We start from the raw sequence: 20252 nt of genomic DNA on the forward strand, positions 1-20252 counted from the left end.
CCGAACATGATGCCGATAATGGATAATAACCAAATGCCGAACATGATGCCGAATATGGATAATGACCAAATGCCGAACATGATGCCGATAATGGATAATAACCAAATGCCGAACATGATGCCGAATATGGATAATAACCAAATGCCGAACATGATGCCGATGATGGATAATAGCCAAATGCCGAATATGGATAATAACCAAATGCCGAATATAATGCCGATAATGGATAATAACCAAATGCCGAATATAATGCCGATAATGGATAATAACCAAATGCCGAACATGATGCCGATAATGGATAATAACCAAATGCCGAACATGATGCCGAATATGGATAATGACCAAATGCCGAACATGATGCCGATGATGGATAATAACCAACCACCGCCAATGATGCCGCAACCAATACCGATGCCATATCAATCACAAATGATGCCACAACAGTACCCATATTATCAAATGCCATATCAACCACAGCAAAATCCGTATTATCAAATGCCGTATACACAAGGTGTACCAATAATGCCGTACCAAATGCCGGTGCAACATACTTCAATGCCATATCAACCACAAACGGATAATAACATGCCGCCAATGATGCCAGCAGAAGAAGATTGTGGATGTGGTGAGGAAAGAAATTTATATAGTCCACAGCCAGGGGGGGCATACTATCCGAATTCTCCATACTACCCAACAAATCAAATTGCATATGCACCACAACCAGGTGCGGCGCTTTATCAGCCAGATCCGCCGAGAATTTTTGGAGACCCACTTGCAGAAGATGAGGAATAGAAAGAGTAGTGTTAGAAAATTCCTAGTGAAATATTAACAAGTGTAAAAACCTCCTTTGTTACTCACTATAAGAAGGAGCTTTTCGAGAGAGAAGTTCAACCTAACAAGGGGGGTTTTTATATTGAGTAAAAAGATTAAAATTATTGCCGCTTCTTTGTTAGTTACCAGTGCGTTAGCTGCATGTGGTACACCTAATAATAACAATGCGATGGATGATCGTAATGCAACTTACAATTATGAGCGTACAACGTATGATAATACACATCCACATAGAAATAATGTGACGCGTACTGATCGCTATACAGATTATGTAACATATCGAAATGGGAATAGAGTTACAGATAATGTATATGATCGTCGTAATGATGTCGGATATAACTATTATCGTGATGTGAATTATCATGGTCAAATAGCAAATCCATATCCAACGCGTAACATTACAATGAATAATTCATATATTAACAACGATGGTAAGACAGCAGAAAGAATTACAAATCGTGTTAAACGTATGAATAATGTAGATCGCGTTTCTACTGTTGTGCGAGGAAATGATGTAGTAATTGCAGTAAAACCACGTGGTGCAGTAGCAAACGAAACAGCAATGGCAAATGAAATTCGTCAAGCTGTTGCCAACGATGTGAAAAACCGTAATGTGTATGTAACTGTTAAAAATGACATGTTTGACCGTGTCGATACAGTGAATACACGTTTGCGCAATGGAACAGTAACAAACGATTTAAATCGTGATATAACAGATCTGTTCCGAGACATTCGTGATGGTCTAACTGGTACAGTGCGATAACAAAAAAGGGAAAGGTTTACGCCTTTCCTTTTTGTTTTCATAAGTATTAACATAGCGACATGGAAAATTATTCATCTATATCCTGTAATCGTTTTTTCTTAATAAAGTAACCAACAGAATAAGAAGATAAGAAACATAAGAAAAAAATAATTCCAATAAGAAGTGCTTCCCATAATGGTCTTTCAGGACTGAAGATAACATAAATAACAACAAAGATGATTCCTACGATAGCAGAGCGTAAAACAAGTTTGTAATAAGGAGTGATTTTGATTCCCTTTTCATTTTCTTCAGAGTCAATAGAGATTCCCATTTGTAAATAGGCTAGAAGTATACTTGTTAGTATGAATAATAACCATAGCGGTGACTTTGTAATTTGATCTATTCCTTCATTGAAGCCAATATAACCTAAAATACCTATTATACCAATCGATTGAAATAAAAAGGCAATTCGTACGTTCTTTAAATTTTGAAGGATTAAACGTTCATCTTTTATTTTTTTCAATGTACTCACTCCTGTTTTACCAGATTTTTCATTATATCCATGCCTATTGTAACATATATTTTACATTAATCAATTTATATTTTACTTAAGAATCTTGAGGAATATATGTTGGTATGAAAAGTTAATAAAAATTTTTAGGATTAGCTTGCGTTTTTTGTACATTAATGTTATATTAGCAAAGCGATGAGCTAATTTACGTAAGACGAGAGATATGCTTAAGTGCTAAACACGCGGATGTGGCCGCCTGGTCTCTCGCCGTAAACGCATCAAGACGCCTGCTATGTTCAGGCGTCTTTCTTATTATATAAAGGTGAAATGAAGTTATGCATAAGAGAATTGTCGTCCAACTTCACTTTTTGGTAGGTTAAAATATCAGAATATTAGATTGATTTATTTACAAATCCCTTCAATAAGATTAAAATATAAATGGTAATATATTACACAATATAGTGACTATATGAAATGGTAAGGATGAAAAGAATATGGAAAATTTTGAATGTAAAAATACAGAGGTTGTTTTGGAGAAATTTAAATTAACAACACCTATATTTCAGGCTTTGGGAGATATAAATCGTCAACAAATTATTATGATGTTACTTGAAAATAAAAGTCTGAATGTAACTCAAATAACCGATGGAATGGGTATTTCAAGACCAGCTGTTTCTCATCATTTGAAAATTTTAAAACAGGCAGAATTAATTACAGCTGATCGAAATGGAAAAGAGATATTTTATGCTGTAAGTTCACGAGAATTTTTAAAACAAATTAAGGAGTTAATTGTAGCGGTAGAATCAAACTACTAATTTTTTTAGATTATAAGTTTACAAGTTTAAACATTTGAACTCATTTTTAGTGAAAAGGAGCAATCAAGGTGAATGGTAAGAATCGAATGTATGTATTAATGTTACTCGTTCCTTTGTTTTGGGGTGGCTCTTTTGCAACAGCGGAGCATGTTATTACAGAAATTCCACCACTTGTTGCAGCGACGATTCGTTTCACGTTAGCTGGAGTTATTTTAATAGGGATTGTTCTAGTTAAAGCTGAGTGGAATATGAGCGTGTTAAGTAAAAGCTGGAAAGGTTTATTATTTGTATCCTTAACCGGCATTTTTGGATACAATGCATTTTTCTTTATGGGACTCAATTATACTTCTACGATGAATGGCTCATTAATTATTGCCACAATGCCAGTGTTTGTTACAATGGGAGCAATTTTGTTTTTTAAAGAAACATGGAGTGTGAAAATAGCAATAAGTTTAATTTTATCCCTTATAGGTGTCATTATTGTTATTACGAAAGGCTCATTATATACACTTATATCTTTGTCGTTTAATAAAGGAGATTTATTGTTTATAGCTGCATTAGCCTGTGGAGTGTTATACAGCTTAACTGGGAAGGCAGTGATGAAGGGTGTTTCGCCTTTGTTGACGACTATGAGTATGACTGTAATAGGAGCTATTTTTCTAGCAGGTCTTTCTGTTTTTGAGGGAGGATGGGAGAAAGTTCCGGCGCTCTCTATACAAGGATGGCTTGAGATGTTGTATATGGTCGTTTGTGGAACGCTAATTGGCTATATAGTATTTAATAAAGGGGTAGAAGAAATTGGAGCAAGTAAAGCAAGTATGTATTTAAATATCACACCTATCGTTGCAACCTTAATTGCAGTTGTTTTATACAAAGCAACAATTACATGGCAACAGCTACTTGGAATGGTAATTGTGCTAGCAGGGGTTTATATTGCGACGGTTCAAACAAGTAAAAATAAAAACATGTCTCTACATGATTAAAAGAACTTGTGATATCAGAAATTTACTCTGATACTGTTTGGTGTACAAAGTGGTGATTTGTTCGAGAGTTTGCATATTTTATAATCCTCAATAAACGATATCTACTCTTCCTATGGATAAAACTTCTAATTCCGGAAAAACTACAAATAGAAGTTTTAGATTGCCTAGAAGAGGTGAGCGGAAATGAAATTCATAATGATTGCAGTTCAAGTCGTAATTGCTATGTTTTGTCTATATCATGAATCGAGTGTGATAGCTGCGGCTCCTGCATCAGAGGTTACACAAAAAGAGCCTCAAGTTACAATCTTATTAGAGCGTATGTATTTAGATGGAGAAGTAAGTGAGGAAATTTTTACTGAAAAAGTAGCAAACTTAGAACAGTTTCTACAGCAGTATAAAGAATGGCAGCTTGTCGATCGTGATGAGACACAAATTGTGTTGCAAAAAAAGGTAGATGATATTTCACCCCTGCTTAAAACGAGTGGGTATTTTGGTGTTTCTAATGAGGGAATACTGCAAATTTTTAATGGTGTGCCAAAAGAAGATAATGCGATTCATTCATTTTTTCAAATTGATATGAAAAAGCTAGAAAGTTATGAACGAGCAGAGTTAAAACGCGGTATTCGCATCAAGTCAAAAGAACGTTTTGTGAAGACAATTGAGAAAATGAAGCAGTATGCAGTGCAAAATAAGAAAAACAGCAGCTCGGGATGAGCTGCTGTTTTTCTTATTTATTTTTATCTAAAATTTGTTTTGCAATTTCATCAATTAGCATATCTTTTCCGATTGGGTTAAATGCTTTTGTGTTAAAAACTTCATTGCTTACTTCATAGACGTGATTGTTTTTTACAGCTTTATTATCTTTCCAAACAGCGCTGTTTTTGTAGTCATCGAACACTTTATCCGCTTCGCCACCAAAGTTTACGATAAACATTTGATCCGGCTGGAATGCAACAAGACCTTCTAGTGATACTTGTGCCATCGTTTGTTTTAAATCTGTGCCTTTCGTTGCAGGAAGTTTTAAGTCGTTAAAGAGAATATCACCATATCCGAAGCTACCATATACACGGAAGTTTTGTGGTGTTACAGCGAGGAACATAAAGTTCTCATCTTTTGTTTTCTCTTTAATTTTTTTAGATAAGGACTCTGCTTTTTTATCGTAGTCTGCAATCCATTTATCAGCTTTTTTCTCTTCGTCAAATAGCTTGCTTACTTCTTTAAATTTACCGCGCCAGTTTTCTAAGTTGGTTTCTAAGACAACTGTAGGTGCAACTTTTGATAGTTGATCATAAATTTTCAATTGACGATTGTTTAAAATAATTAAGTCTGGTTTTAAAGCAGTAACTGCTTCTAAATCAACTTTAGGTGCCCAGTACCAACCAACTGCTTTTACACCTTTTAGCTTTTCTTGTAAATGATCTTGGATTTTATCTTTATACGTGTTGGCAGTACCAACAGGCTTATGGCCAAGAAGTAATAATTCTTCAGATGATCCAGATAAGTCAACAATTCTTTTTGGATTTATCGGAATTTTAACTTCTCCTTTTGCATGTTTTACAACTTTTGTTTTTGGTTGTTCTTTTGTCTGTGCTTCTTCTTTTTTAGAAGAGCAACCAACAATGGCAAGAACAACAAGAATGAGAGTAAGTAGAATAGATAGATTGCGTTTCATCTTGTATGTAACCCCTTTAATTAGTATTGATAATCATTATCGACCTTGTAATATTAATTTGCTTTATATATTTCTGTCAATATTAAAAAAATGGAAAATCCAAACAGAGAACATTTGTTGGGTCAGTCTCGCTTTTCCATCATTAAATATGTTAAAATGGAATACATGATTTAAGAGGGAGAGATCGTATTTTGTTTGAATATGTTACAGGCTATGTGGAATATGTAGGGCCGGAATATGTCGTTCTTGATCATAATGGAATTGGCTATCAAATTTTCACGCCAAATCCGTATGTATTCCAAAGAAGTAAGCAAGAAATTCGTGTATATACATATCATTATGTGAGAGAAGATATTATGGCGCTTTACGGATTTAAGACACGTGAAGAGCGATTATTATTTACAAAATTGTTAGGTGTGTCAGGAATTGGGCCAAAAGGTGCGCTCGCAATTTTAGCTTCTGGTCAAACTGGACAGGTCGTGCAAGCAATTGAACATGAGGATGAAAAATTCTTAGTGAAATTCCCGGGAGTTGGAAAGAAAACAGCACGCCAAATGATTTTAGACTTAAAAGGAAAATTAGCTGATGTTGTGCCGGATGCATTTGTTGATTTATTCTCAGATGTAGAACGTTTCGATGAGAAGAAAGGTTCATCGGCTGAGCTTGACGAAGCGCTTGAAGCACTGCGTGCACTTGGCTATGCTGAACGAGAAGTAAATCGTGTTGTACCTGAGTTGTTAAAAGAATCACTTACGACGGATCAATATATTAAAAAGGCACTTAGTCTTTTACTAAATGGTAAGAGGTGAGTAGAATGGACGAACGCCTCCTTTCAGGAGAATCGGCATATGAAGATGCGGATTTAGAATATTCGTTACGGCCACAGACGCTCCGTCAGTATATTGGCCAAGATAAGGCAAAACATAATTTAGAAGTGTTTATTGAGGCGGCGAAAATGCGTGAGGAGACATTGGATCACGTACTATTATACGGACCTCCAGGACTTGGTAAAACGACGCTTGCGAATATTATCGCTAATGAAATGGGCGTTAATATTCGAACAACGTCAGGTCCAGCAATCGAGCGTCCAGGGGATTTAGCGGCAGTGTTAACGGCGCTTCAACCTGGTGATGTACTATTTATTGATGAAATTCATCGCCTGCACCGATCGATTGAAGAAGTATTATACCCAGCGATGGAGGATTTTTGCCTTGATATTGTCATTGGTAAAGGACCAACTGCAAGATCTGTAAGGCTTGATTTACCACCGTTCACATTAGTCGGTGCAACAACACGTGCAGGTGCGTTATCAGCGCCGCTTCGTGATCGTTTTGGTGTGTTATCACGATTGGAGTACTATACGGTAGATCAACTGTCAGCAATTGTAGAGCGTACAGCAGAGGTGTTTGAAGTTGAAATAGACTCATTAGCTGCTTTAGAAATTGCAAGGCGTGCGCGTGGTACGCCGCGTATCGCGAACCGATTATTAAGACGCGTGCGTGATTTTGCGCAAGTTCGAGGCAACGGAACGATTACGATGGAAATTACTCAAATGGCATTAGAGCTCTTGCAAGTCGATAAATTAGGGCTTGATCATATCGATCATAAGTTACTGCTCGGTATTATTGAAAAGTTCCGCGGTGGACCAGTTGGATTAGAGACTGTTTCAGCGACAATCGGGGAAGAATCTACGACGATTGAAGATGTATATGAACCGTATTTACTTCAAATCGGGTTTTTACAACGAACGCCAAGGGGACGCATTGTAACACCGCTTGCATATAACCATTTCGGAATGGAGATGCCAAAATTATGACGGATATGCCGAAGTTGCTTATTACGGCGGGTATCCTTCTCATTGTCGTGGGAATAGCTTGGAAGTTTATCGGAAGGCTTCCAGGCGATATTTTTGTGAAAAAAGGAAACGTTACCTTTTATTTTCCGATCATTACATGTATTGTGTTAAGTATTGTATTATCTTTTATTATGTATATAATAAATCGATTTAAATAGAAATAGGTGGCTATAGTTATGGATATTAATCTGTTTGATTTTCATTTACCGGAAGAACTTATTGCACAAACACCGCTTGAAGAGCGTGAAACATCAAGATTAATGGTGTTAGATCGTGAAACAGGTGATATCGAGCATAAGCATTTTACTGACATTCTTTCTTATTTACATGAGGGGGATTGCTTAGTTTTAAATGAAACGAAAGTTATGCCTGCTCGCCTGCATGGTGTGAAAGAAGATACAGGTGCACATATCGAAGTACTTCTTTTAAAACAAGAAGATGGTGATAAGTGGGAAACACTTGTGAAACCGGCTAAACGTGTAAAAGAAGGAACGGTTATTTCTTTTGGCGAAGGAAAGCTAAAAGCAACTTGCATTGGAACAGCTGATCAAGGTGGCCGTCAGCTTGAGTTTTCGTATGACGGTATCTTTTATGAAATTTTAGATGAACTTGGAGAAATGCCGCTTCCTCCGTATATTAAAGAAACACTAGAAGATCGTGATCGTTATCAAACGGTATATGCGAAGGAAATTGGTTCTGCAGCAGCACCGACAGCCGGGCTTCATTTTACAGAAGAGCTACTAGAAACATTGAAACAAAAAGGCGTTCACTTGGCGTTCATTACACTTCATGTTGGCCTTGGTACATTTAGACCAGTGTCTGCAGATACAATTGAAGAACACCATATGCATGCTGAGTATTATCATATGTCAGAAGAAACAGCAGAGTTGTTAAATCGTGTGAAAGAGAACGGTGGACGTATCATTACAGTTGGTACAACATCAACTCGTACATTAGAAACAATTGCTACAGATAACGATGGTAAGCTTTGCGCGGCATCTGGATGGACGGATATCTTTATGTATCCAGGTTATGAATTTAAAGCAATTGATGGTTTAATTACAAACTTCCACTTGCCAAAATCAACATTAATTATGCTTGTGAGTGCATTTGCAAATAGAGAAAATGTACTTCATGCGTATAATGAAGCAGTAAAAGAGAAATATCGTTTCTTTAGCTTCGGTGATGCGATGTTCATTGCATCTCATTCTAAAGTAGGAAACAAATAAAAAGGAGTAAATCTATGACAGCAATTCGTTATGAATTTATTAAAACATGTAAACAAACGGGTGCACGCTTAGGGCGCGTCCATACACCACACGGCTCATTTGATACACCAACATTTATGCCAGTTGGTACACTTGCGACAGTGAAAACCATGTCACCAGAAGAGTTAAAGGCAATGGATTCAGGCATTATTTTAAGTAATACGTATCATTTATGGCTTCGTCCAGGTCATGAAATTGTGCGTGAAGCAGGCGGATTACATAAATTTATGAATTGGGATCGAGCAATCTTAACAGATTCAGGTGGTTTCCAAGTATTTAGTTTAAGCGACTTCCGCCGCATTGAAGAAGAGGGCGTACATTTTCGCAATCATTTAAATGGAGACAAGTTATTCTTATCACCAGAAAAAGCGATGGAAATTCAAAATGCATTAGGTTCAGATATTATGATGGCATTTGATGAGTGTCCGCCATTCCCAGCTACTTTTGAATATATGAAAAAATCTGTAGAACGTACGAGCCGCTGGGCAGAGCGTTGTTTAAAAGCACACGAGCGTCCAGAGGATCAAGGGTTATTCGGTATTGTACAGGGTGGAGAGTTTGAAGAACTTCGTCGTCAAAGTGCGAAAGACCTTGTTTCAATGGATTTCCCTGGTTATGCGGTAGGTGGATTATCAGTTGGGGAGCCAAAGGATATTATGAACCGCGTACTTGAATTTACAACACCGCTTCTTCCGGACAATAAACCACGTTATTTAATGGGAGTAGGTTCTCCTGATTCATTAATTGACGGTGCAATTCGTGGTATTGACATGTTTGACTGCGTACTTCCAACACGTATTGCTCGAAATGGTACATGTATGACAAGCCAAGGGCGTCTTGTTGTGAAGAATGCGAAGTTTGCAAGAGACTTCGGTCCGCTTGATCCAAATTGTGATTGCTACACATGTAAAAATTATTCTCGTGCGTACATTCGTCACTTAATGAAATGTGATGAAACGTTTGGAATTCGTTTAACGTCTTATCACAACCTTCATTTTCTGTTAAACTTAATGGAGCAGGTGAGACAAGCCATTCGTGAAGATCGTCTTGGCGATTTCCGTGAAGAGTTCTTTGAGCAATATGGCTTTAATAAACCGAATGCTAAAAACTTCTAATACATAATTTAAAAGGAGGAACAAAAGATGAATCCAGGTATGATGAATATTGTCATGATCGTTGCGATGTTTGCGATTTTCTATTTCTTATTAATTCGCCCGCAACAAAAACGTCAAAAGGCAGTAGCTCAAATGCAAAGTGAATTACAAAAAGGTGATGCGATTGTAACAATCGGTGGCTTACACGGTACAATTGAATCAGTAGATGACACTACGATTGTAATTAAATCTGGTGGTTCACACTTAACATTCGATCGCAATGCGATTCGTGAAGTTGTGAAGAAGTAACAGTCAAAAGCCCTGCTAATAGCAGGGCTTTTTTAATTCGAGCGTTTCGTCATGTTAACGCCGAATATACCACCAATTGTACTTGCTCCCATCAACATAAGCTGATAGAGAAGCTGTGAGTTGGATAGGGCGTGTGAGAAACCTAAGTAGCTAACGAGAAAAACAAGAATTGTAAAGGTAAGTCCGGTTGTGAAGCCGACTAACCATCCTCTACCTTGTGCCTTTTTACCAGCGACAAAGCCAGAGATGAGAGTAGAGAGAATCGCAAATATGAAAAGAGTGATTGCCAATGCTCCTTCACTAATATTTGTGAATTTTAATAAAAGTGCAATCACCATACTTGTAACAGAGGCAAGTATTAATAAAGTGATAATGCCAAACCCAATTGCTGTAGATAACTTTTTCGTTCCATCCATGATAAATTCCTCCTTTTAATACAAGCATATTTTCACTTCTTGTAAGTTAGACTAGTTTCTTTTTTGCTGGTTAAACTACGTCGTAGAAGAAAGAAATAGAAAGGGGATTACAGATGGAACTATGGGGAATTGCTTTACGAACAGTTCTGTTATATTTTATTATGCTAATCATTTTTCGTGTTATGGGAAAGCGCGAAATCGGGGAACTAAGTATATTAGACTTGATCGTCTTCATTATGTTAGGAGAAATTGCTGTATTAGGAATTATTGAAGCTGATCGTCCTATATGGGATCAAATTGTCCCTATGATAGTAATTGTAGTAATTCAAATTGTATTAGCATATGCTTCGCTCAAAAGTGGAAAACTACGTCATTTAATCGATGGTGAACCGGCCATTATTGTTCGGAAAGGGAAAATTGATGAGAAACAAATGCGAAAGCAACGTTATAACATGGACGATTTATTAATGCAGTTAAGAGAAGAAGGAATTGGTGATATTCGCGATGTCGAATATGCTATTTTAGAAGCTTCAGGAAAACTGTCTGTATTTCATAAACAAAAGAGTAAAAAAAATAAAGATGATACCCCTATTTTTTCATTTCCACTAATTATTGATGGAGAGATGCAACAATCACATTTGCAGATGATTGAACAGTCGGAAGAATGGCTTGCGAGAAAACTGGAAAATATAGGATACAGTGATGTGACAGAAATTTCGTATTGTAGTTTTCAAAATGGCGAGTTTTTTGTGGATTTAAAAGATAAATAAGAAGCTTGCAGTGAAAAAGCAAGCTTCTTATTTATATGGTTATTTCAAAAATGATAGTTTTCTGATGATCGGGAGACGCCGTAATTCGTCTTTGTGAATGAGTTTGAAAATGAGAAGAAGCAATGTATAAAGGATGGTGGTTAATGTGATTTCCCATAATGTTTGCATGCCAAGTGAATGTGAAAAAATAATGTACTTGTGGAGGTAGAATCCGAAAGCTCCTGCAATGACAATCGCAACCCCTCCGAAAATATAATCTCTTATGTAAATTGTAAATGTAATTTTCTTTAAGACAGTTGCGTAGTGAAGGAATGTCACAGTTACAATGTTAGCAGCAATTGCGATTGCGACCCCCATCATTTGAAATTCTGGGCGCGAAGCGAGTAAGAAAATAACGAGCAGTTTTACAATGGCTCCGATAAAAGTGTTCATCATCGCGGCGCGTGCTAAGTTTAAAGCTTGTAAAACAGATGTGAGGGGACTTTGAAAATAGTGAAATAAAAAGCAAGGTGCAAGTAATTGAATGAATGCAGTTGCGCTATCTGAACCGTACATGAGAGTTAAAACAGGTGAAGCAAATACATAAAGAATAACGACCGACCAGCCTCCAGTAATTAAAGAAATTCGAAGCGCTTGTTGCAGACGATGTTCTACTAATCGATGTTGTTTTTTTGCCATTGCTTCACTAATCGATGGTACCAGTGCTGTAGAAAGAGCGTATGTAATAAAGGCTGGTAGTGATAAAAGAGGGAACGCATAGCCATTTAATATGCCGTATTGCTGCGTAGCAACTGAAGCAGCAACACCAGCTATCGCTAAGCTTTGCATAACGATAATTGGTTCGAAAAAATAAGAGACTGACCCAATTAAGCGACTCCCTGTAGTTGGAAGTGCAATTTCCATAAGCGAATGAAAAGTTTGTTTACTTTCTTTGACAGTACTTAGAAAACCGGTTCGGATGGAAAGATGTTTTTCGCGCTGAAATAAAGTGAGTAAGAATAATAAAGAAGCAACTTCTCCAAGAACAGCTGATAGCATTGCACCTGCAGCAGCGTACTCAACACCGTAAGGTAAAAATAGACGAATACATACGGCAATAATGGTAATACGGATAACTTGTTCTAACACTTGTGCATATGCGCTTGGTTTCATATTTTGTTTTCCTTGAAAATAGCCACGCAAAACAGATGAAACCGCAATAACAGGAACAACAGGTAAAATGGCCATTAACGGATAGTACGTTCTTTTATCTGTTAATAAAGTTTCAGCTAAAATAGGGGTTAGAAGCATGATTGCGATTGTTAAGATAATACTAATAACGGATGTAACAGCTAATGATACTGTTAATATTCTCTTTACTTTTTGTTTATCATTTACTGCTTCCGCTTCTGCTACGAATTTTGCAATGGCAACAGGAAGTCCGATTTGTGTTAATGTAATTGCTAAAATGAAAGTAGGGACAGCCATCATATAAAGACCGACGCCTTCTTCTCCTAAAATACGCGCCATTACAATCCGGTTTATAAACCCGAGAATTTTTGTAATAAAACCAGCTAGCATTAAAATAAATGCACCTCGTAAAAAGCTTTGTCTTGTCATGGTCTTCTCCTACCTTCTCAAAATCAATGGAATGATTTACAATAATTTATATGCACGTATGAGACAAGAATGACAAGCATTTAAGAGGATGAACATATAAAGTAAGACTTTCACTAGGAAGGAACTCTTAAAGGCAGTTATTGCTGTCCATTAGAGCGGGATGAAAAACGACTTTTCGTGCTGAAATAAAAAGGAGATGTGATAGTATGACTGAAAAAGAAGATTTGGTAGAAGCTTACCGCGGACAGTTGCAAGTCGTTTTAGAAAGCAAAGTAGAAGAATTTCAAATGATTGGCTATGACCGAGTGACAACCGAGGAGATTTGGAAATGTTTAAAAAGTAAAAAGTGGAAAAAAGTAGATAGTGATGTTAGATTATATGAACTTGTGAATGATGTGTTAACATTAACAGCAAATGAGTACATGACATATTTAACGGTAGAAGCATATCAAGAACCACTTTGGTCATTTGAAGAATATGAAAATAAATAACTGGCTGTAATTGGTTTGTTCTTCCTTTTGCAGTATAATGATAGGTATTGATAAAGAGGAATGTATATGTCAGAGATTCTAAGTAAAGGAGGTAGAAAGCAGAAAACATAACAATTTGTAGTAAGATATAGGGTTTGGTTGTACAACTAGGACGTAGAACTGAAAATTTACCTATATGGCTAGTAGCACTAGTGAAAAAGTTAAAAATTCACAGAAAGGAAGCCTACTAACTAGACAAACACATAAGTGTAGAGGAATACCTGTGAATAAACAGAAATGATTGTTACAGGAAATTGTCTAGCGTAAATGAATGATAGGATTTGTTTATGATTTTAGTAGCAGAAAGAAGGTACATATGGCAAAGCGTAGTACTAGAATTGTCGCCTTTTTTCTCATCGTATTATTAATCGGTGGAATTATTGGTGCGACAGGAAAAAACATAACAAAAGGAATTAGTCTTGGACTAGACCTTCGTGGTGGTTTTGAAATCTTGTATGAAGTAAAACCAGCGAAAAAGGGAGATAAAATTGATCGTGATGCACTTGTAAGTACAGTAGGTGCTCTTGAAAATCGTGTGAATGTTCTTGGTGTAAGTGAGCCAAATATTCAAATCGAAGGGAAAGATCGAATTCGTGTACAGCTTGCTGGTGTGAAGGATCAGCAAAAAGCACGTGAAATTTTATCTACACAAGCAAAACTTACATTCCGTGATGTGAATGATAATCTTCTCATGGACGGAACAGATTTAAAAGGCGGAGGGGCTAAGCAAACGTTTGATGATCAAGGTCGACCGAGCGTTGGACTTACATTAAAAAGTGCTGAAAAATTTCGCGAAGTAACTGAAAAAATATCTAAAATGCCGCCGCCAACAAATTTAATGGTGATTTGGCTTGATTTTGAAGAAGGAAAAGATTCTTACAAAGCAGAATCTGCAAAACCAAATCCGAAATTTTTATCAGCAGCAACAGTAAACCAAGTATTTAACCAAGCGGAAGTATCCATCGTTGGTGGAAACTTTACAGTTGAAAGTGCGAAGCAGCTTTCAGACTTATTAAACGCTGGTGCACTTCCTGTAGATTTAAAAGAAATGTATTCAACATCTGTTGGAGCAAAATTTGGTCAACAAGCATTAGAGCAAACAATTTTTGCAAGTATAATCGGGATTGCTATAATCTTCTTATTCATGCTTGTATTCTACCGTTTACCAGGACTTGTAGCGGTTATCATGTTAGGTTTATATATTTTCGTAACATTGCTTATCTTTAACTGGATGCATGCAGTCCTTACGTTACCAGGTATTGCGGCGTTAGTGCTCGGGGTTGGTATTGCGGTTGACGCAAATATCATTACATACGAGCGACTGAAGGAAGAATTACGAATTGGCAAATCAATGATGTCAGCATATCGTGCTGGTAACCATCGTTCGTTAGCGACGATTTTAGATGCAAACATTACAACAATAGCAGCAGCTGGTGTATTATTTGTTTATGGTACAAGCTCTGTAAAAGGGTTTGCAACAAGTTTAATTGTGAGTATTCTAGTCGGCTTTATTACAAACGTATTCGGTACTCGTTTCCTACTTGGATTACTTGTGAAAAGCCGTTACTTCGATAAGAAATTATCGTACTTTGGTGTGAAAGAGAAGGAAATTATTCCGTTGTCAAAAGGTTTACAACATGCACCAACGAGATTTGACCGTATTAACTTTGTAAATATTGGTCACAAGTTCTTCTTATTCTCAATTGTAGTTGTTATTGCTGGAGCAATTATACTACCAATTTTCAAAATGAATCTTGGAATTGACTTTGCAAGTGGTACACGTATGGACTTGCAGTCAAAACAAGAGATTAGTGTAGATCAAGTTCAAAAAGATTTACATGGATTGAAAATTGATGTGAAAAAAGAGGACATTGTACCGACTGGAGATGACAATAAAGGGTTTGCTGTTCGTACAATTGGTGTTTTATCGAAAGATGAAATTGCAAAGGCAAAAACATTCTTCTACGATAAATACGGGACAGATCCAAATGTAAGTACAGTTTCTCCAACAATCGGGAAAGAAATTGCACGAAATGCATTTATCGCAGTTCTGATTGCCTCAGCGGTTATCATTTTATATGTAAGTATTCGTTTCCGTTTCACATATGCATTATCTGCTGTAATCGCATTGTTACATGATGCGTTCGTTATGATTGTTGTGTTCAGTATCTTCCAATTGGAAGTAGATTTAACGTTTATTGCTGCGGTATTAACAATCATTGGTTATTCCATCAATGACTCGATTGTTACGTTTGACCGAAACCGTGAGCTATACAAGCAGAAAAAACGAATTCGCGACTTGAAAGATTTGGAAGAAATCGTAAACTCAAGTATTCGTCAAACAATTGGTCGTTCTATTAATACGGTTCTAACTGTACTGTTCCCTGTTATTGCACTGCTTATCTTTGGTAGTGAATCACTGCGCAATTTCTCACTTGCATTAATGATCGGATTAGTTGTAGGTACGTATTCTTCTGTTTTCGTTGCTTCTCAAATCTGGCTCATGCTTGAAAATCGCCGATTGAAAAAAGGAAAAGGTAAGAAGAAAGTAGAAAATGAAGTATCTGAACCACAAGTGTAAAATTTAGAACAGAACATATAAAAAGATGATGCCTTTTAGAAGGCATCTCTTTTTTCGTTTGCGGATACACTAAAGTGACACTTCTTTTAGCGCTTTTTTGCTAAAGGTTAGTAGAGCCAGTCTCGAGGAGGACTGGAGGGAAGTGTTAATTTTGCCATTATTTTCGCTACAATAAAAAGGTAGTTTGAGAAAAGAAGGGATTTCATGTATGGAAAAAGATGAACGTTTTAAACAGGCGGAGTTTGGCGCTATTGTTGGAATCGTTGGAAATATTGTCTTAGCGATTGTGAAAGCGGTAATCGGTTATATTGGGAATAGTAAGGCGCTTTTAGCAGACGCGGTTCATTCAGCATCAGATGTAGTTGGCTCGTTAGCTGTATTTTTCGGACTGCGGGCGGCGAAGCAACCGCCCGATGAAGATCATCCTTATGGGTACGGGAAAGCGGAATCGATTTCAGCGATTATTGTTGCGGTATTATTATTTATTGTAGGGATTGAAATCGCGATCTCGTCTATAAAGGCTTTCTCGCAGGACCTAGAACCACCGAAGGGGATTACAATTTTTGCGGTTATCCTTTCTATCGTGGTAAAAGAAGGAATGTTTCGGTATAAATATCGATTAGGGAAACGGGTAAACAGTGATGCAATTATTGCAAATGCATATGAGCACCGTTCAGATGTGTTTTCTTCAATTGCAGCTTTAATTGGGATTTGTGCAGCTATTATAGGGGATAAATTAGGTGTAGATTGGCTTGTATACGCCGATCCTGTTGCGGGATTATTTGTTTCTTTACTTGTTGTAAAGATGGCATGGAGTATTGGGAAAGAAGCAATCCATACAACGCTTGATCATGTCCTTCATGAGGAAGATGTTATTCCATTAAGAGAAGCAGCCCTTGGAGTAGAAGGTGTGAAAAAAATCGGCTCCCTATATGCGAGAGAGCATGGGCATTACGTTATTGTCGATATTAAAGTGTCTGTTGATCCATATATCACAGTGGAAGATGGGCATCGCATTGGGAAACATGTAAAAGAGGTGTTGATGAAACAAGATAACGTACAGAATGTGTTTGTTCATATTAATCCGTATTCTCCTGATTGAGATGAAACGAGTAAATGAACATTTGTTTATGGAGATATTCAATCTTAGTTAATAGAACTTGTATCATATTGTCACCCCTTAATCTGTCTTGTATAATGAACAGGTTAAGGGGTGATTTCGTGTTACAACCGAAGACGCGTTGGAAAGAAAAGTCATTTAATGAAGAGCAGGTAAGTGAGTTGGCAAGTAAATTGCAATTATCACCGCTTGTTACTTCGTTATTCCTCGGTAGAGGTTTAGATACAGAAGATAAGATTGTAGATTTTTTAAATACAGAAAGACAAGAATTTCACGATCCATTTTTACTTGAAGGAATGGATCGCACAGTAGATCGTGTAAAGCAAGCCATTCAAAATGGAGAACAAATTTTAATTTTTGGTGACTACGATGCCGATGGTGTAAGTAGTACGACAGTGTTATACCTTGCTCTTCAAGAACTAGGTGCGGATGTTGAGTTCTATATTCCAAACCGATTTACGGAAGGATATGGACCGAATGAAGAGGCGTTTCGCTGGGCGCACCGTGCAGGATTTTCTCTTATTATTACTGTTGATACAGGTATTGCAGCAGTTCATGAGGCGCAGGTGGCAAAAGAACTTGGCATGGACCTTATTATTACAGATCATCATGAGCCGCCGCCAGAACTTCCAGAAGCCCTTGCGATTATTCATCCGAAGCTAGAAGGCGGCGTTTATCCGTTTCATTATTTAGCGGGCGTTGGTGTTGCATTTAAAGTGGCGCATGCATTACTTGGACGTGTACCGGAGCATTTATTAGAAATTGCAGTGATTGGTACAGTAGCCGATTTAGTGTCGCTTCATGGTGAAAATAGATTGCTCGTACAGCGCGGACTGAAGCAAATGCGAATGACGAGAAATATTGGTTTAAAAGCATTGTTTAAAGTAGCAAATGTTTCACAAAGTGAGATTACAGAAGAAAGCATTGGCTTCTCAATTGCACCGCGTATTAATGCAATTGGTCGCTTAGAAGATGCGGCTCCGGCAGTTCACCTTCTTTTATCGGAGGATCCAGAAGAAGCGAAAGAGCTTGCTGAAGAAATCGATGAAATGAATAAGCTACGTAAAGATATAGTAAAGCAAATTACAGAAGAAGCGATTGCAGAGGTAGAAAACAACTATCCGCCAGAGAACAATAAAGTATTAGTGCTTGCGAAAGAAGGATGGAATCCAGGCGTAATAGGAATTGTTGCTTCTAAATTAGTAGAGCGTTTTTATCGTCCAACAATCGTGTTATGTATTGATCCGGAGAAGCAAACAGCAAAAGGATCTGCTCGTAGTATTGCAGGATTTGATTTGTTTGCGAACTTATCAGATTGTAGAGAATTGTTACCACACTTTGGTGGTCATCCAATGGCAGCGGGAATGACGCTTCATATGAATGATGTGGAGGAACTGCGCCGCCGTTTAAATGAGCAGGCAGAAGTGATCTTAACGCCTGAAGACTTTACACCGATTACAACAGTTGATGCTTTTTGTAAAGTGGAGGATGTGACGCTCTCGGCAATTGAGGAAATGCAGAAGCTCGCGCCATTTGGTGTTGGAAATCCGAAGCCGCGTATCGCAATTAGGGATGCGGAGTTAGAAAGTATTCGTGCGATTGGATCAGATGGTTCTCATTTGAAGATGGCACTTCGTAACGGACAAGCAACGTTAGATACAATTGGCTTTGGTTTTGGTAGCTACGCGAAGGAGATTTCTCCGGTTGCCACTGTCTCGGTTGTAGGAGAGGCATCAATTAATGAGTGGAATAATTTCAAGAAACCACAGCTAATGATTCAAGATATTGCAGTAGAGGCATGGCAATTATTTGATTGGCGTAGCATGCGTAATGTGGAATCAAATTTAGCAGAGCTTCCGAAAGAAAAAGTAACAATGGTGTATTTTTCTGAAGAGGTATTAAATAAGTTTTCTTTAGAAGAATATAAAGAACAACTTATGCATGCTTCAGGAGTGACTGAGCTAGATGGTCGTTATATTGTTTTGCTAGATTTACCAAAGTCAACAGATGAATTACGTGGTTTATTTCAGGTAGGCTTCCCAGCGCGAATTTATACGCTGTTTTATCAGGAGAATAATCATTTATTTAGTACGGTTCCAACAAGAGAACATTTTAAATGGTACTATTCCTTCTTACATCAAAAAGCACCATTTTCTTTAAGACAACATGGGGAACAACTATGTCGTCATAAAGGTTGGTCAAAAGATACAGTAAATTTCATGACACAGGTGTTTTTTGAGTTAGAATTTGTTACAATAAAAGACGGTGTCATTTTTATGGCAGAAGAAATGAAGAAGCGTGATTTAATTGAATCGAACACATATCGTGAGAAAATGAACCACCTTCAATTAGAAAAAGAGTTGGTTTATAGCACATATCAACAACTATATACATGGTTTGAAACGATTCGTAATCATAAAGAAGTAGAACAGTTAGGGTAAAGGCCTTGTATTTACAGACCTTTTATATCTGAGGAGGATTCAGAAATATGGATTTCAAGCAACATATCGCAATTGTACCGGATTATCCGAAAGAAGGTATCGTGTTTAAAGACATCACACCTTTAATGAACGATGGGAAAGCATACAAAGCAGCAACAGATGAAATCGTTGCTTATGCGAAAGAAAGAAATATCGACCTTGTAGTAGGCCCAGAAGCACGTGGTTTTATTATCGGTTGCCCAGTTTCTTACGCGCTAGAAGTAGGGTTTGCACCAGTTCGTAAATTAGGAAAATTACCTCGTGAAGTCATTAAAGTAGACTACGGTAAAGAGTATGGAAAAGATGTTTTAACAATCCATAAAGATGCAATTAAACCAGGTCAACGCGTATTAATTACGGATGACTTATTAGCTACAGGTGGAACAATCGAAGCGACAATTAAGCTAGTTGAAGAACTTGGTGGAGTTGTAGCAGGGATTGCATTCTTAGTAGAACTTACTTACTTAGATGGCCGCAAAATGTTAGACGGTTATGATGTATTAGTGTTAGAAAAATACTAATTATTATATAGGTAAAACTACGGCGATAGAAAAAAGTACCCGTGAATCTCTTGGAGAGGAGCGGGTACTTTTGTATAATTGTACAAAAAAGTATGGTGAAATATCTGTAAAATCTTTTCCTTTTCACAATTCACAATCATTAGGTTATAATGATA

General features: G+C 37.2%; 20 protein-coding genes and 1 pseudogene. 17 read left to right on the plus strand and 4 right to left on the minus strand.

Going from position 1 to position 20252, the window contains the following annotated elements; all coding sequences use genetic code 11:
- Positions 1 to 792 (plus strand): annotated as a pseudogene (locus KFD70_RS17445) (SafA/ExsA family spore coat assembly protein); the annotation flags it as partial.
- Positions 793 to 913: 121 nt separating this feature from the next.
- Positions 914 to 1594, plus strand: a complete 681-nt coding sequence (locus KFD70_RS17450; RefSeq protein WP_336450223.1) for a YhcN/YlaJ family sporulation lipoprotein — start codon at positions 914 to 916, stop codon at positions 1592 to 1594.
- Positions 1595 to 1661: 67 nt separating this feature from the next.
- On the opposite strand, the gene KFD70_RS17455 is transcribed toward KFD70_RS17450, so the two are convergent.
- Positions 1662 to 2096, minus strand: a complete 435-nt coding sequence (locus KFD70_RS17455; protein WP_336450222.1) for a branched-chain amino acid ABC transporter substrate-binding protein — start codon at positions 2094 to 2096, stop codon at positions 1662 to 1664.
- A 482-nt stretch (positions 2097 to 2578) separates the two neighbouring features.
- On the opposite strand from KFD70_RS17455, the gene KFD70_RS17460 reads away from it, so the two are divergent.
- The 3 genes from KFD70_RS17460 to KFD70_RS17470 all read left to right on the plus strand — a co-directional run bounded on the left by KFD70_RS17460 (position 2579) and on the right by KFD70_RS17470 (position 4596).
- Positions 2579 to 2899, plus strand: coding sequence for an ArsR/SmtB family transcription factor (locus KFD70_RS17460; protein ID WP_336450221.1), 321 nt, complete (start codon positions 2579 to 2581; stop codon positions 2897 to 2899).
- Positions 2900 to 2967: 68 nt separating this feature from the next.
- Positions 2968 to 3882 carry a DMT family transporter gene (locus KFD70_RS17465; protein ID WP_336450220.1) on the plus strand — a complete coding sequence of 305 codons (915 nt, stop codon included), beginning with the start codon at positions 2968 to 2970 and terminating at the stop codon, positions 3880 to 3882.
- 183 nt (positions 3883 to 4065) lie between these two features.
- Positions 4066 to 4596, plus strand: coding sequence for a BofC C-terminal domain-containing protein (locus KFD70_RS17470; RefSeq protein WP_336450219.1), 531 nt, complete (start codon positions 4066 to 4068; stop codon positions 4594 to 4596).
- A gap of 13 nt (positions 4597 to 4609) precedes the next feature.
- On the opposite strand, the gene KFD70_RS17475 is transcribed toward KFD70_RS17470, so the two are convergent.
- Positions 4610 to 5554, minus strand: a complete 945-nt coding sequence (locus KFD70_RS17475; RefSeq protein ID WP_336450218.1) for an iron-hydroxamate ABC transporter substrate-binding protein — start codon at positions 5552 to 5554, stop codon at positions 4610 to 4612.
- A gap of 191 nt (positions 5555 to 5745) precedes the next feature.
- Between KFD70_RS17475 and ruvA the strand changes: the two genes are divergently transcribed.
- The 6 genes from ruvA to yajC are packed head-to-tail and all read left to right on the plus strand — an operon-like array spanning position 5746 to position 10080.
- A complete protein-coding gene (gene ruvA, locus KFD70_RS17480; protein WP_017150673.1) occupies positions 5746 to 6363 on the plus strand; it encodes a Holliday junction DNA helicase RuvA in 618 nt (205 codons plus the stop codon).
- A 5-nt stretch (positions 6364 to 6368) separates the two neighbouring features.
- Positions 6369 to 7370: a Holliday junction branch migration DNA helicase RuvB gene (gene ruvB, locus KFD70_RS17485; protein WP_336450217.1), complete on the plus strand. Its 1002-nt coding sequence runs from the start codon at positions 6369 to 6371 to the stop codon at positions 7368 to 7370.
- Positions 7367 to 7567, plus strand: a complete 201-nt coding sequence (locus tag KFD70_RS17490) for a DUF2905 domain-containing protein (protein ID WP_174098877.1) — start codon at positions 7367 to 7369, stop codon at positions 7565 to 7567. Before ruvB ends, KFD70_RS17490 begins: the two co-directional genes overlap by 4 nt.
- 18 nt (positions 7568 to 7585) lie before the next feature.
- Positions 7586 to 8638 (plus strand): tRNA preQ1(34) S-adenosylmethionine ribosyltransferase-isomerase QueA, encoded by a 1053-nt coding sequence (queA, locus tag KFD70_RS17495; RefSeq protein ID WP_336450216.1) that lies wholly within the window; start codon positions 7586 to 7588, stop codon positions 8636 to 8638.
- A gap of 14 nt (positions 8639 to 8652) precedes the next feature.
- A complete protein-coding gene (gene tgt, locus KFD70_RS17500; protein WP_336450215.1) occupies positions 8653 to 9792 on the plus strand; it encodes a tRNA guanosine(34) transglycosylase Tgt in 1140 nt (379 codons plus the stop codon).
- Between the two features lie 27 nt (positions 9793 to 9819).
- Positions 9820 to 10080: a preprotein translocase subunit YajC gene (gene yajC, locus KFD70_RS17505; RefSeq protein ID WP_017150677.1), complete on the plus strand. Its 261-nt coding sequence runs from the start codon at positions 9820 to 9822 to the stop codon at positions 10078 to 10080.
- Between the two features lie 32 nt (positions 10081 to 10112).
- On the opposite strand, the gene KFD70_RS17510 is transcribed toward yajC, so the two are convergent.
- Positions 10113 to 10496 (minus strand): TIGR04086 family membrane protein, encoded by a 384-nt coding sequence (locus KFD70_RS17510; RefSeq protein WP_241814875.1) that lies wholly within the window; start codon positions 10494 to 10496, stop codon positions 10113 to 10115.
- 113 nt (positions 10497 to 10609) lie between these two features.
- On the opposite strand from KFD70_RS17510, the gene KFD70_RS17515 reads away from it, so the two are divergent.
- A complete protein-coding gene (locus KFD70_RS17515) occupies positions 10610 to 11266 on the plus strand; it encodes a DUF421 domain-containing protein (RefSeq protein ID WP_336450214.1) in 657 nt (218 codons plus the stop codon).
- Between the two features lie 39 nt (positions 11267 to 11305).
- Here KFD70_RS17515 and spoVB read toward each other — a convergent pair whose 3' ends face one another.
- Positions 11306 to 12865 carry a stage V sporulation protein B gene (spoVB, locus tag KFD70_RS17520; RefSeq protein ID WP_336450213.1) on the minus strand — a complete coding sequence of 520 codons (1560 nt, stop codon included), beginning with the start codon at positions 12863 to 12865 and terminating at the stop codon, positions 11306 to 11308.
- Positions 12866 to 13071: 206 nt separating this feature from the next.
- Between spoVB and KFD70_RS17525 the strand changes: the two genes are divergently transcribed.
- The 5 genes from KFD70_RS17525 (at position 13072) to KFD70_RS17545 (ending at position 20097) form a co-directional block, all read left to right on the plus strand.
- Entirely contained in the window at positions 13072 to 13356 is a 285-nt protein-coding gene (locus tag KFD70_RS17525; RefSeq protein ID WP_336450212.1) for a post-transcriptional regulator, read from the plus strand.
- Between the two features lie 355 nt (positions 13357 to 13711).
- Positions 13712 to 15976 (plus strand): protein translocase subunit SecDF, encoded by a 2265-nt coding sequence (gene secDF / locus KFD70_RS17530; protein ID WP_336450211.1) that lies wholly within the window; start codon positions 13712 to 13714, stop codon positions 15974 to 15976.
- 208 nt (positions 15977 to 16184) lie between these two features.
- Complete coding sequence (locus KFD70_RS17535) at positions 16185 to 17078, plus strand: cation diffusion facilitator family transporter (protein ID WP_336450210.1); 894 nt, start codon at positions 16185 to 16187, stop codon at positions 17076 to 17078.
- 119 nt (positions 17079 to 17197) lie between these two features.
- Entirely contained in the window at positions 17198 to 19537 is a 2340-nt protein-coding gene (recJ, locus tag KFD70_RS17540) for a single-stranded-DNA-specific exonuclease RecJ (RefSeq protein WP_336450209.1), read from the plus strand.
- A gap of 47 nt (positions 19538 to 19584) precedes the next feature.
- Positions 19585 to 20097: an adenine phosphoribosyltransferase gene (locus tag KFD70_RS17545; RefSeq protein WP_336450208.1), complete on the plus strand. Its 513-nt coding sequence runs from the start codon at positions 19585 to 19587 to the stop codon at positions 20095 to 20097.
- The last annotated feature ends 155 nt before the right edge of the window (positions 20098 to 20252 follow it).

Origin of the sequence: Bacillus pfraonensis, from assembly GCF_050768835.1 — a bacterium.
In the GTDB taxonomy this organism is placed as follows: Bacteria; Bacillota; Bacilli; order Bacillales; family Bacillaceae_G; genus Bacillus_A; species Bacillus_A pfraonensis.

Bases quoted from the DNA above. Each gene is read 5' to 3' on its own strand.
- KFD70_RS17460 (WP_336450221.1), top strand. From the start codon at position 2,579: ATGGAAAATTTTGAATGTAAAAATACAGAGGTTGTTTTGGAGAAATTT.
- KFD70_RS17470 (WP_336450219.1), top strand. From the start codon at position 4,066: ATGAAATTCATAATGATTGCAGTTCAAGTCGTAATTGCTATGTTTTGT.
- KFD70_RS17475 (WP_336450218.1), bottom strand. From the start codon at position 5,554: ATGAAACGCAATCTATCTATTCTACTTACTCTCATTCTTGTTGTTCTT.
- ruvB (WP_336450217.1), top strand. From the start codon at position 6,369: ATGGACGAACGCCTCCTTTCAGGAGAATCGGCATATGAAGATGCGGAT.
- KFD70_RS17490 (WP_174098877.1), top strand. From the start codon at position 7,367: ATGACGGATATGCCGAAGTTGCTTATTACGGCGGGTATCCTTCTCATT.
- queA (WP_336450216.1), top strand. From the start codon at position 7,586: ATGGATATTAATCTGTTTGATTTTCATTTACCGGAAGAACTTATTGCA.
- tgt (WP_336450215.1), top strand. From the start codon at position 8,653: ATGACAGCAATTCGTTATGAATTTATTAAAACATGTAAACAAACGGGT.
- yajC (WP_017150677.1), top strand. From the start codon at position 9,820: ATGAATCCAGGTATGATGAATATTGTCATGATCGTTGCGATGTTTGCG.
- KFD70_RS17510 (WP_241814875.1), bottom strand. From the start codon at position 10,496: ATGGATGGAACGAAAAAGTTATCTACAGCAATTGGGTTTGGCATTATC.
- KFD70_RS17515 (WP_336450214.1), top strand. From the start codon at position 10,610: ATGGAACTATGGGGAATTGCTTTACGAACAGTTCTGTTATATTTTATT.
- spoVB (WP_336450213.1), bottom strand. From the start codon at position 12,865: ATGACAAGACAAAGCTTTTTACGAGGTGCATTTATTTTAATGCTAGCT.
- KFD70_RS17525 (WP_336450212.1), top strand. From the start codon at position 13,072: ATGACTGAAAAAGAAGATTTGGTAGAAGCTTACCGCGGACAGTTGCAA.
- secDF (WP_336450211.1), top strand. From the start codon at position 13,712: ATGGCAAAGCGTAGTACTAGAATTGTCGCCTTTTTTCTCATCGTATTA.
- KFD70_RS17535 (WP_336450210.1), top strand. From the start codon at position 16,185: ATGGAAAAAGATGAACGTTTTAAACAGGCGGAGTTTGGCGCTATTGTT.
- KFD70_RS17545 (WP_336450208.1), top strand. From the start codon at position 19,585: ATGGATTTCAAGCAACATATCGCAATTGTACCGGATTATCCGAAAGAA.